The sequence below is a fragment of the Mediterraneibacter gnavus ATCC 29149 genome (assembly GCF_008121495.1).
Lineage (GTDB): Bacteria > Bacillota > Clostridia > Lachnospirales > Lachnospiraceae > Mediterraneibacter > Mediterraneibacter gnavus.
This window is the reverse complement of the sequence record NZ_CP043051.1, coordinates 3,399,642-3,411,625: the sequence shown is the minus strand read 5'-3', so window position 1 is coordinate 3,411,625 and position 11,984 is coordinate 3,399,642. Positions and strand designations below refer to the sequence as shown.

Here is an 11,984-nt window from a genome sequence, read left to right as displayed (position 1 = left end):
ATGAACTATTCAATGATGGAGTTGGTATGGCTGCTTTTGATCTACTCTTTTCTGGGATGGGTGGTCGAAACGATTGTCGGCACAGTGAAAAAGAAAAAGTTTGTAAACCGTGGATTTTCGACAGGTCCGTTCTGTCTGGTGTATGGAATCGCAGCAGTATTTATGGCAGTCACGATGGAAGAACTGATGGCAGAGCCTGTCTTTCAGCTGATCGGCTGTGGAGTGCTTGCAACGATCATAGAGTGGATGGCAGGAAAAATCCTGGAGCGCTTAAATCAGCACAAATGGTGGGACTATTCGAACAAGAAATGGAATTTTGACGGATACATCTGCCTACAGTATTCTGTATTATGGGCAGTGCTCGGATTTGTGGCTGTACGGTATGGAGATGCTTTTTTTCTGATAGTATATCACATGATTCCGACGCTGATCCGGGAGATTCTGCTCTGGATTTTGCTAGCAGGAATGGCTCTGGATATTTCTGCATCGCTGGCAGCAGTATTTCATATCCGGAAAGAGATGCCGACTGCAATCCGGTGGAATAAGAAAGTAGCAGTATGGACGCAGAAATTTGCATTAATGATCGTGGGTCATGTAGAAAAACGAATGGCGAAGGCATATCCTGTGATCATGGAAAAGACAGAGCAGATAGAAAAAGAAGGGAACTTTGCAGAAGGGTGCGGGTTTTATAAACTATTCTGGCTGTTTTTGATCGGAGCAGTGCTTGGAGACTTTACAGAGACGATCTTCTGTCGTCTGACAGCCGGAGTATGGATGAGCAGGAGCAGCCTTGTATGGGGACCGTTCAGTATTGTATGGGGGCTGGCGATTGCCATTGCAACGGCACTTTTATACAAGGACAGAGAAAAGCCGGACCGGCATATTTTTATTGTAGGTACATTTTTAGGCGGAGCATATGAATATGTCTGCAGTGTATTTACAGAGATTGTGTTTGGAAAAGTATTCTGGGACTACAGTAAGATTCCGTTTAACCTGGGTGGGCGTATCAATCTGTTGTACTGCTTTTTCTGGGGGATCGCAGCGGTGATCTGGATCAAGGTATTGTATCCGAAATTTGCAGGATGGATTGAAAAGATTCCGATGCTCTGGGGATATGTGCTGACCTGGATTCTGGTTGTGTTTATGGCAGTGAATATTCTGGTATCTATGGCGGCACTGGTGCGCTATGATATGCGTGCCAATGGAAGACCGGCAGAGAGTGGCTGGGAAAAAGTGATCGATGAACATTTTGATGATGAAAGAATGGATCGGATTTATCCGAATGCGAAGCCAAGATAGAAAACGGGCGGGAAAAGTAATGCTGTGACTTTTCCCGCCTGTGTTATTTATGGACTCGTACCAGCCCGATTCCAAGTGCACCGGGACCGGTGTGACATCCGATACTCATTGTAAGTGGAAGCTGAAACAATTCCAGATCCGGGTATCGTTTTTTCATTTCTTCTTTAAAAAATTCCAATGTATCAGGATCCATCTGTGTATATGCAATACCGGCTTTGAGCAGTCCCTGAGTATGGAGTGCAGAGAGTCTTCCGGAGAGATCTTTATCAAGTGCTTTGCACATGGCTTTAAAAGCAGACTTCATTCCCCGGGTTTTGGTATAGGCGTCCAGCTTGTCTCCCTGAATGGTAAGAACCGGCTTTAAATTCAATACGGTTCCGATGGCAGCAGCTGCTGCTGTGATACGACCGCCTTTTTTTAAATATTCCAAAGTGTCTACCGCAATGTAGATGGTGGCATCCATGGCTTCCGTTTCCAGAATTTCTTTGATCTGCGCCCCGGTGAATCCCTGGCGGGTAAGTTCGACTGCATCCAGAACGGATTGTGCCTGTGTAACAGAAATCCGGTGATTGTCCACAACATGCACCCGCCCTTTGAAATATTCTTCCTGCGCAAGGAGCAGGGCAGTCTGGCAGGAATTGCTCAGTCCGCTGGACATTGGAACATGAACGACTTCATCATGTTCTTTCAGCAGCTGATCCCACATCTTCATGACATCCGCAGGCGATGGCTGAGAAGTTGTAACAGGTTCTCCGGAAGAAAGTTTCCGGTAAAACTCTTCTGATGTGATATTGCATCCTTCATAAAAAGTGTCTTCCCCAACAAGGACAGGCATTGGAAGTATGTGAATGTGATACTTCTGCGCATCATCAGGCGTGATTCCACAATTACTGTCTGTCATAATTGCTATCTTTGGCATAAAATCCTCCCTTAATCCGTAACCCGCCGTTTCTATGGTGAAAGGCGAAAATAGCTTACATATTGACCGTTATTTTAACAAGTGTTAAGATTATAGCAAATCCGAAATCTAAAGACAATGAACAATATTTGTAAAATGTTAGTTAATTATACAGAAAGAGGAAAATGTAAATCATGGAAGACAGAAGAGTGATCAAAACCAAGAAAAATTTGAAGGCAACCTTGATCGAAATGATGGGAGAGATCTCATTTGAGCAGATTTCTATTACAGAATTGTGCAAGCGGGCAGAAATCAGCAGAATTACTTTTTACGCACACTACAGTGATAAATACGCACTGGCAGATGATATTTTCAGTGATATGCTTCAGATCGGAACGGATATCTATCGTACAAAACAGGAAAAAGAAAATCCGGGAAATGATCTTGTAATGGGATATTGCAATATGTTAAACAGTATTCTGGAAGTGTATTATGACTGTTTTGCATTTTTCCAGTATACCAGCCCGCAGAAAAACCCGTATCTTGCATCTGCATTTTACACTATTGTACTGGAAACAATTGAAAATCATACCAATAAAATCCGACAGAATGTAGAAGTGAAATATTCCCCGAAGAAAATTGCAGGTTTCTTGTGTTTTGGGATGCTTGGATTTATCAATGAGGCACATGGTGAGAAAACATCGATTGAAGAGATCAAAAGAGAGGCAAATCAGTTGCTTAGGGATATACTGCAGTCCGGAGTGCTGGTAAAATAATGGTAAATAGTAAAACAAAAAACGCTGCCAAAGATAAACGTTGTACCTCCGGCGGCGTTTTGTCGTTCTCAATCTATTTTGCATACTTACGGACCAGACAGGAAATGACTCCCGCCAGACAGAGCCCAAGCAGGGCATTGTGCATGGAACCGAATACATCCAGAGCACCGCGGATTCCTTTTAACACATCCGGAGACTGTGGAATGATCTGGTTGATCCAAAAGGATGCATAAGAGCACACATAGATAAAAATAAATGAGAAAAGTCCACGTCCGGTATCTTCTTTATAAGTCTTTCTGCCGTCACGGACACGAACCCGTGTCATAGCCCATAAAAAGGAGATGCATTCAAATAAAAGAAAAAATCCGGCGACTCCGGCATAAGCGGCCAGACAATAATTCTTTTCTTCTACTGCAGTTACAGGATCTCCGTAAGGAGCACTGCCGCGCCAGAAATTATAAGCCAGGAAAGCGGCTGTTCCTGCGATCAGCAAAAGAGAAACGAAACGGATGATAATGCTGGCTGTTTTATAAATGGCTTTTCCCCCATATTTTGCAGTGGTTTTTACAGGAGAAAGCAGGTCACTTTTCCTTTTGGAAGAAGACTTTTCTCTGCGGGGGCGTTCATCCTCGTAATCATCAGAATCAGAGGTCGGGCGTTTTGAACGTGATGGATTTTTTCTTCTGTCAGGTTCTTCTTCCCATTGATGGTTTTTTCGGCCGGACTGTGGAGAAACGGATCCATTTGTGATCGGATCCATTAAAATGGTCTCGTCTCCCTGCAGCGGCATTTGAATATTCTTTTTCTTTTTACCGGAAGCCCGGGGCTTTGGCTGTGATTTTAAATCTACGGTTTGAAATTCACGCTTTGTCAGTGGTTCTTCTTCATAATGAAAGATCGGATCGTCTTCATAAGTGACTTCAAAATCCTGATTAAAAAAATGTTCGTTGTTGTTCTTGGAACTCATGGAAATCCTCCTTCCGAATGCTCCTATTCTATCCTGTTTTTGAAAAATCCTCAAGAGAAGACGGGGAAAATTTAGAAAGATTTAAAAATTTCTGATGCGTTGACGCTAACCTCCATTTTGCGTATAATAAAACCAATTGAAACAAAATGGAGGCAGATTATGAAAGCAAAGAAAGTTCTCTCAGGCGCATTGGCAGCGATTCTTTTGACTCTTACACCGGGTGTGGCTGTGTGTGCAGAGGAGATGGCCGGGCAGGAGCAGACGGAAAATACACAAGTACTGTCTGCACAGGAGCAGGAAAACCAGGAAAAAGCAGCATCTTATGCGGAGAAAATAGATACAAACGAGATTTCGAACTGGCCACAGGGACCCGCGATCTATGCGGCTTCCGGCATTGTGATGGACATGAACAGCGGGGCAGTGCTTTATGCAAAAAAGGCCGAAGAAAAAAGATATCCTGCGAGTATTACGAAAGTGTTGAGTGTTTTGACTGCATTACAGTATGCGAAAATGTCCGATACCGTTGTGTTTTCAGAGGACAGTATTTCTTTTTTGCAGTGGGATGATGCGCAGATCGGGATGAAGCCCGGGGAAGAAATCAGCATGGAGTCAGCACTTTATGGGATGCTTCTGGCTTCGGCAAATGAAGTCTCCTATGCGGTGGCGGAAAATGTAGGAAAGCAGTACTTAAATGGCGGATATGCGGAGTTTATAGAAGAGATGAACCGGATATCTCAGGAATTGGGATGTACCAGTTCAAACTGGGTCAATGCAAATGGGCTTCATGATGACAACCACTATACAACAGCGCATGATATGGCGAGAATTGCAGCGGCAGCTTATCAGAATGAAGAGTTTCGAAGACTGGAGACACCGCTGGAATACAAAGTTCCACCGACGAATCTGACTGCGGAAGAAAGGATTCTGGATCAGAATCATAAAATGCTCTGGCCGGAAAACTATTATTACTATGCGAATGCGAAAGCGGGAAAGACCGGATATACAGATCAGTCAAAGACAACGCTTGTGACGATGGCGGAAGGAAATGATATGCAGCTGGCAGCGGTGGTGCTTCATACATATGGAGTAGATGCTTATACGGATACGAGGTTTATGTATGATTATGCATTTACAAATTTTGAAAGGCTGAATCTGAGGGAATGTGAAACTTCATCAGATATTGAAAGTTTTGACAAGGAAGATGCCTATGTTGTGGTTCCAAAGGGCGTTTCGTTTTCAGAATTGGAAAAAGAGTATGTTCCAAATGAAAAGGAAGGAGTAAGACAGGCTGCGGTAGAGTATTTTTATCACGGACAGCCAGTGGGGAGTGCGAAAGCAACATTGACAGAAGAAGCGTTTTCCGCATTGACAGGATCTGATAAAAAAATAAAGATCGAGTCGGTAAAACAGGAAAAGAAGGCTGAAAAATCAGAGCAAACAGAGCAGAAAAAGCTGTCAAAACTGACAGTTGTGCTTGCACTGGCAGTAATTTTGCCATTAGGATATATTATTCTGGTCGTTATTTTGTATAAACTAAATATGAGGTGGAGAAACCGGAAAAAGTAGATCGATACGGATGGGACGCATAAACACGCCCATCCGTATTTTTAATGATGATGTTTCAGGCAGTAAAGATCGTGGAACAGATATCCGGCAAAAATCAGAATCGCTGCAAAAAACAAAAAGCAGCAGGTGAGAATCAGTTCCGGAAGTGAGCGCTTCCACAGGGAAAGAGGCAGCCTGTATCCAAGAAAGGAAATATGAAACATTGCGACCAGTGTCAGAAGCAGCACTCCGAATTTTTCAAAAAAGATCCGTGCTTTGATCTTATAATAATCCTGTCGCCTGAGCGGAAGTGTCAGATATCTGGTAACACGGGATGAAATCACTCCGTTTTCTGCGATGAGAAAAAGCTCATAACAGAGATAGCAGCAGAGTACGAAAATACCGAAAATAAACCAGACAGGGAGAAAGGTGGCAGGATCCGGGATCAATCCTTTTGAAAGAGCATGATAGGCGTTCTGCATCTCAAACTGGGAGGTCGGAAGATAAAGGAAAAACAAGGTTCCTGTTAACAGCCAGTATCCTCCAAAATGAAAGGTTTGCTTCTCTATGTGGTAAACATTGTGGTTCATATAAGTCACCTCCTAAGAATTACGGGACAGCAGGTCTCGTATATGTGTATGAGAGCGTTTTAATTTGTCGGCAAGAAAGGCATCCATTTGTTCCGGACAGTGGAACGTAATAATTCCATTATCGGCAAACAGCAGGTAATCGGCAAGTTTTTTCAATGTTTCTGTAATGTGGGAGGAAATAAAAATTCCTACATCTTCATTTAAAATATCCTGCATAATCGATAGAAAGTTTTTGCGAAAGACAGGATCAAAGCCTTCCAACGGTTCATCCAAGATCAGAAAACGTGGATGATGTGCCAGTGCAAAACAGGTCTGCATTTTCATGTATTCGCCTTTGGAGAGCTGCCAGAGCTGTTTGGAGGGAGAAAAATTCATCCGGTCCATCAGCGTATAATAGCGTTCCATGGACCAGTTGGAAAAATAAGGGCCCAGAAGCTCTCCGTTTTCCAGAGCGGATTTTTCCATAAAATAAGTGAGTTCCTCTGATACATAACCAATTTGATCTTTGTAGCTGTCAGGCTCTTTTTTTAAAGAAATTCCATCCAGCGTCACATCACCGGTGCAGGCCGGATCAATCCCGGCAAGGCAGCGTAAAAGAGTTGATTTTCCGGAGCCGTTTTTCCCGGCAAGTACTGTCAGATATCCGCTTTCCAGTTGAAAAGAAGTCGGATATAACTGAAAGTGACTGTAAGATTTTGCGAGTTCATTACAAATTAGTTCAGACATATCCTAATCCCTGCCTTTCCATAAAAGTTGTATCAAGTCCTGTACCTCATCTAAAGAAAGAGACAGTTTTTTTGCATCTTCGATACAGGAAGAGAGCGCATGTTCCAGTTGAACAAGCTGTTCTTCCTGCAGAGTACGAAAATCTACCTGCTTTACAAAAAATCCTTTTCCCGGATGAGAGTAGATGAGGTTTTCGGATTCCAGTTCTTCGTAAGCGCGCTTTGTGGTGATCACGCTGATTTCCAGATCTTTTGCCAGACTTCGGATGGAAGGAAGCATATCACCTGGAGAAAGCTCCCCGTTTAACATGGATTCCTTAAATGCCTGTACAAGCTGTTCGTAAATCGGCAGTGAGGAATCCGGTTTTAAAAGAATGTTCAATGTGTACCAGGCCTCCTTTCTGTAAAGTCCTGCAGTTCGAAGCAAGTTTCATAAGAAAGGATGCTGTTTAGAAAACTGTGAATGCAGTAAGCGGTTACAAGTATATTTATGCTCATGATCAGAAACCAGAGAATATTTTTGGGGGAAGCATATTTAAAAAGTGCAAATTCGGCCACAAGCAGCAGGATCCAGATAAAATTCAGAAAGTCAAAATTGAGAATCCTATTGAAAATTTTCTGCTGATGCCCCTCTTCGGTTAACTGAATTGGAGAAGGCATGGCATGATTTAAGCAAGCTGCGATGATCAGGAGGAGAAGGAGCAGCAAGTAGGTTATTGTTTCACGAGGTGTGACAGTTATTATCCAATAATGGAAACCTCCGCCCAGAATTTGAAACAATGAGAATATCAGCAGACAGATCAAAATTTTAACCAACAGGTACATCAAAAGCAACCGACGCTTTATCTTTGTGTCAGCAGGACAAAAAGAGAGTGCTTTCAAAGAGCGTATCGGCAATTTTACTGAAAGAAGAAGTACAAAAGCAAGTCCTAAGCCTATGGAGGCAGAAGGAGTAGAAAATCCAAATGTGAAATAGCAAATGGTCCACAATGCAAATAAAATGGAGAAGTTCAGCCAGTGTTTTTTAAAATCAGACCACAGACTTTGTAAGATCAGCGTCAACATACAGTTACCTCCTGTTTTGGGAAATATAAGTTTTCATAAGAAATCATATTGTTTAAAAAAGTACGGATGCAGTAAACTGCTGCAAAAACATTTCCGATCATAGCAATGATCCAAAGTGCAATGATCCAGCTATTCCATGAGGTCTGCAGATAGCTCTGGCAAAATAAAGCAACATATTCCAAAGCAAGCAGACAGAACCAGTAGACATTGACGATGCTCATTCCTTTTCCTTCCAGTGCTTCATCAAGCTTACGATTTGGAATCCGGTTGCCGGGATCTGCTTTCATGGAAAAATCAATCAGGATAAAGCAGGACAAAAAAAGTAGCAATGTAAGCTCGGGAGTCTGGAAAAATATCAGCAGATTTCCGGTAAAGCTCAGACAGAGTAATACAAATAAAATCAGACAAAAAGAAACCTTGCTCCAAAAATAAGAGCGCAAAGATTTTCTTTTTAATCTCATATCTGCCGGACAAAAATAGATTGGTTTCAACAGCCGGACGGGAAATTTTCTGGAAATCAGGATGACAGACAACAAAATGCCGGCAGTGCCAATAAAGTATAAAAGTGTATAGGTCTCCGATCCGTTCAGTATCATTTTCCTCAGTTCAGCCTCTGAAAGCAAGTAAGCTTCTGAATCCACCATGAAAAACCAGAATCCAAAGGTAAACACAAAAATGGTAGCAATATAACACAATACCAATGTCACAAGAATCCCGAGCCAGTGTTTTTTAAAATCAGACCACAGGTGTTGGATAATCAATTTTGTCATTGGATTACACCTCCTTTGTGAAAACAGTACATCAGATCTTCCAGAGAAGGCCTGGTGACGGTCAGAGCGCCAAGATGGAGTGATTCTGCTTTGGCAGAGTCGATCAGTGTGGAATTCCGATATTCACCGAAATTTTGACAAACGACCATTTGAGAATCTAACTGCTCCAGTTGTTCTTTTGTACCATGTAAAAGGAGATAGCGATCTGCAAGTTCTTCCCGCGTTAAATCCAGTATCAGACGTCCGTAATCCATCAGAAGAATGTAATCTCCGATCTGATCCAGATCTTCGGTGATATGGGTGGAAAAAAGAATGCTTCTCGTGCCGTCCTCCACGATTTCCTGCATATATCCCATCAGTTCTTTGCGAAACAGAGGATCCAGTCCGGCCGCAGGTTCATCCATAAGAAACACTTTTGCGTCATGGGAAAATGCAAAGGCAAGCTGAAAACGTGCTTTTTGTCCTTTGGAGAGTTTGCCGATTTTTTTCTTTGGGTCCACATCAAAACGTCTGCAGAATTCCAGAAATAAGCGGTGATCATATCGACTATAGAGAGCACCGAAGCAGCGGGCGTTCGTCTCAACCCGGGTGTCTGCATCAAAGAGACATTCATCCAGAACAACGCCAAGCTGATCTTTTGCAGCAATTTCTTCGTTTTCCATGGAATGACCAGTTACAAAGACTGCTCCGGAATCTTTTTCATACAAATTCAGAATAGTTTTGATCAGAGAGGTCTTTCCGCAGCCATTTTGTCCGATCAGACCTGTGATAAATCCAGGTTTTAGTGTAAAGCTGATATCATGCAGAGCAAAGGTGTTAAGATTTTTGTTGAGATGTTGTACTTCCAACAGGTATTCCATAGTATCCCTCCTTGTATCAGTTGACTGTTTATCAACTGTATATGTTTGTATAAACAGTATATGAACAGTTGGAAGAAAAGTCAATAGTATGTAGAAAAAAGTATTAAAAATCTTGATGTAAACTCCGAATTTTTGTTGGAAATTTTCTTGACAAATCTTGGCTTTATCACGTATGCTTTTGTAAAAGCCCTTTCATGAAGGTATGGAATGTTGGAAAGAGGGAAGTTATGAATATATATGATATTGCAAAAGAAGCAGGGGTTTCGATTTCAACCGTTTCGCGGGTTATGAATCATAAGGGAAATGTAAATCCGGAAACCCGAAAAAAAGTAGAAGAAATTCTGGAAAAAAATAATTATACGCCAAGTGCGATCGCACGCGGAATGGTGAGCAAATCGATGAAGACCGTCTCTGTTTTAACAGTGGATATCCGTGTTCCGCATTATGCCAGAACGGCCTATACCATAGAGAGAGAGTTCAGCCGTCGTGGATACGAGGTTTCTCTGTGCAACACGGGCGGGGAGCTGGAAGAGACGATCAAGTATCTGCGGACAGCACGGGAGAAAAAGACGGATGGAATCGTACTGGTAGGTTCTGTGTTTAATACGCTTTGTAAAAATGCGGAAATCAGCGGGTTGCTGCAGAATATACCGGTTGTGCTTGCCAATGGAAAGCTGGAACTGCCAAATTCATATTCGGTTCTGGTCGATGACAGGTATGGAGTATCGCTTGCTGTGGAACATCTGATTCAAAAGGGACACCGCGAGATTTATTATCTGAGAGATATGGATACAGTCAGTGCACAGCTTAAATGTGAGGGATTTATTGCGGAGATGGAGAAATGTGGTCTCAAAAATGCAAGACAGCAGGTGCTGGAGACCGCATCAAGTATTGAAGGTGGTATAAAAGCGGTCGAACAGCTGATCCGGAGAAAGCAAAAATTTACGGGAATTGTTTGCGGAGAGGATATTACGGCAGCAGGAGTTGTGAAAGCGCTTTTACATTATGGAATCAAGGTGCCGGAGGAAGTAGCAGTAACCGGTTATAATAATTCGGAATATGCAAAAATTTGTGAACCGCAATTGACAACAATTGATAATAAGCCGGAATTAGTGGCAATGATGAGTGTTCAGCTGTTGACTAGTCTGATTGAAAAGACAGAGGTATATTCATCCTGCACAATTCAGCCGGAGTTAGTGGAAGGACAGACAACTTAGGCTGGCGGAAGCATAAGAGAAAGATTTTTGGAAAAATATCTGAAAGTCTTTCTCTTATTTTTTTTGAAATATAAGAAAACGCTTGCATAATGTTAAAAAAATATCAGCGATTTGCACGAAAATCAGATTAAAAAATTATACTATATGCTGAAAGTAGTGTGTAGTTGATATCTTATATTGACAAAAACAGACAGATAACTATAATGAAAGCTAGAGAAAGCGCTTTTATGAGTTTTCAAAATATTTTCACAAACTGAAAGGAGATTATCATGAGAGTTCAATATGATGTTATGGTACAGGAGTTTACAAGAGTTTTGGAGAAAAGGGGATTCAATCATGAGGATGCAGAAAATGCAGCAGTTATTTTTGCACAGAATAGCCTTGCAGGTGTGTTCTCACATGGCTTGAACCGTTTTCCGCGTGTTGTCAGCTATCTGGAAAAAGGGGAGATCGATCCGAATGCGAAAGCAACCTGTGAAATGCAGATGGGAGCCATCGAGAGATGGGACGGGCATCGTGGATTCGGGCCTTTGAATGCAAAGAAAGCAATGGATCGTGCCTGTGAACTGGCAAAAGAGTACGGAGTCGGATGCGTTGCATTAGGAAACAATAACCACTGGATGAGAGGCGGTACATATGGATGGCTCGCAGCAGATCATGGATGTATCGGTATCTGCTGGTCCAACACAATGCCGAACATGCCGGCATGGGGCGGCTTGAACCGTAAAATAGGAAACAACCCGCTGATCATGGCAGTGCCTCGTTCCAATGGTGAACATGCGATGATTGACTGTGCAGTTTCTCAGTTTTCTTATGGAAAGATTGAAGATTGCCGTCTCAGAGGTGTACAGCTTCCGGTGCCGGGTGGATATGATACAAAAGGAGAGCTGACAACAGATCCTACGGAAATCGAAAAAACATGGAGAGTCCTTCCAATGGGATACTGGAAAGGAAGCGGACTGTCTATCGTGCTTGATCTGATCGCAACCGTTCTGACAAATGGAAATTCTGTACAGAAGATCGGAACATTTGGAGATGAGATCGGACTGACTCAGATCATGATCGCTGTTGATCCGACAAAATTCAATACAGTAGAAGAGACAGATGCGATAGTAGAAGAGATTCTTGCAGATGTCAAATCTTCGGAACCGATCAAAGAAGGCGGAGAGGTTTATTATCCGGGAGAACTGGAGCTGAAAAATATCAAAGAGAACAAAGAACAGGGAATCCCGGTAATTGAAGAAGTTTGGGAATCCATCCTGAAAATGTAAG

General features: G+C 42.4%; 13 protein-coding genes. 5 read left to right on the top strand and 8 right to left on the bottom strand.

What is annotated here, in order from left to right; genetic code table 11:
- Positions 1-1,299 carry a putative ABC transporter permease gene (locus FXV78_RS17025; RefSeq protein ID WP_039959694.1) on the top strand — a complete coding sequence of 433 codons (1,299 nt, stop codon included), beginning with the start codon at positions 1-3 and terminating at the stop codon, positions 1,297-1,299.
- Between the two features lie 43 nt (positions 1,300-1,342).
- Here FXV78_RS17025 and FXV78_RS17020 read toward each other — a convergent pair whose 3' ends face one another.
- Positions 1,343-2,218: a DegV family protein gene (locus FXV78_RS17020; protein WP_004842943.1), complete on the bottom strand. Its 876-nt coding sequence runs from the start codon at positions 2,216-2,218 to the stop codon at positions 1,343-1,345.
- A 173-nt stretch (positions 2,219-2,391) separates the two neighbouring features.
- On the opposite strand from FXV78_RS17020, the gene FXV78_RS17015 reads away from it, so the two are divergent.
- Positions 2,392-2,973: a TetR/AcrR family transcriptional regulator gene (locus FXV78_RS17015; protein ID WP_004842944.1), complete on the top strand. Its 582-nt coding sequence runs from the start codon at positions 2,392-2,394 to the stop codon at positions 2,971-2,973.
- Between the two features lie 73 nt (positions 2,974-3,046).
- On the opposite strand, the gene FXV78_RS17010 is transcribed toward FXV78_RS17015, so the two are convergent.
- A complete protein-coding gene (locus tag FXV78_RS17010; protein ID WP_004842945.1) occupies positions 3,047-3,940 on the bottom strand; it encodes a hypothetical protein in 894 nt (297 codons plus the stop codon).
- A gap of 159 nt (positions 3,941-4,099) precedes the next feature.
- Between FXV78_RS17010 and FXV78_RS17005 the strand changes: the two genes are divergently transcribed.
- Positions 4,100-5,506, top strand: a complete 1,407-nt coding sequence (locus FXV78_RS17005; RefSeq protein WP_004842947.1) for a D-alanyl-D-alanine carboxypeptidase family protein — start codon at positions 4,100-4,102, stop codon at positions 5,504-5,506.
- A gap of 41 nt (positions 5,507-5,547) precedes the next feature.
- Here the strand turns inward: FXV78_RS17005 and FXV78_RS17000 are convergent, their stop codons facing one another.
- The 6 genes from FXV78_RS17000 to FXV78_RS16975 are packed head-to-tail and all read right to left on the bottom strand — an operon-like array spanning position 5,548 to position 9,495.
- Complete coding sequence (locus FXV78_RS17000; RefSeq protein ID WP_004842948.1) at positions 5,548-6,075, bottom strand: hypothetical protein; 528 nt, start codon at positions 6,073-6,075, stop codon at positions 5,548-5,550.
- A gap of 12 nt (positions 6,076-6,087) precedes the next feature.
- Positions 6,088-6,801, bottom strand: coding sequence for an ATP-binding cassette domain-containing protein (locus tag FXV78_RS16995; RefSeq protein WP_004842949.1), 714 nt, complete (start codon positions 6,799-6,801; stop codon positions 6,088-6,090).
- A 3-nt stretch (positions 6,802-6,804) separates the two neighbouring features.
- The gene (locus FXV78_RS16990) at positions 6,805-7,182 is read right to left on the bottom strand and encodes a GntR family transcriptional regulator (protein ID WP_004842950.1); all 378 of its coding nucleotides are present in this window, start codon (positions 7,180-7,182) and stop codon (positions 6,805-6,807) included.
- Positions 7,179-7,865 carry a hypothetical protein gene (locus FXV78_RS16985; protein ID WP_004842951.1) on the bottom strand — a complete coding sequence of 229 codons (687 nt, stop codon included), beginning with the start codon at positions 7,863-7,865 and terminating at the stop codon, positions 7,179-7,181. The genes FXV78_RS16990 and FXV78_RS16985 overlap by 4 nt, the downstream gene beginning before the upstream one ends.
- Positions 7,859-8,635, bottom strand: coding sequence for a hypothetical protein (locus tag FXV78_RS16980; RefSeq protein ID WP_004842952.1), 777 nt, complete (start codon positions 8,633-8,635; stop codon positions 7,859-7,861). The genes FXV78_RS16985 and FXV78_RS16980 overlap by 7 nt, the downstream gene beginning before the upstream one ends.
- Positions 8,632-9,495, bottom strand: a complete 864-nt coding sequence (locus FXV78_RS16975) for an ABC transporter ATP-binding protein (protein WP_004842953.1) — start codon at positions 9,493-9,495, stop codon at positions 8,632-8,634. The genes FXV78_RS16980 and FXV78_RS16975 overlap by 4 nt, the downstream gene beginning before the upstream one ends.
- A 227-nt stretch (positions 9,496-9,722) precedes the next feature.
- On the opposite strand from FXV78_RS16975, the gene FXV78_RS16970 reads away from it, so the two are divergent.
- Both FXV78_RS16970 and yiaK read left to right on the top strand, forming a co-directional pair.
- Complete coding sequence (locus tag FXV78_RS16970; RefSeq protein WP_009244340.1) at positions 9,723-10,712, top strand: LacI family DNA-binding transcriptional regulator; 990 nt, start codon at positions 9,723-9,725, stop codon at positions 10,710-10,712.
- Between the two features lie 269 nt (positions 10,713-10,981).
- A complete protein-coding gene (gene yiaK, locus FXV78_RS16965) occupies positions 10,982-11,983 on the top strand; it encodes a 3-dehydro-L-gulonate 2-dehydrogenase (RefSeq protein WP_004842955.1) in 1,002 nt (333 codons plus the stop codon).
- Position 11,984 lies beyond the last annotated feature (1 nt).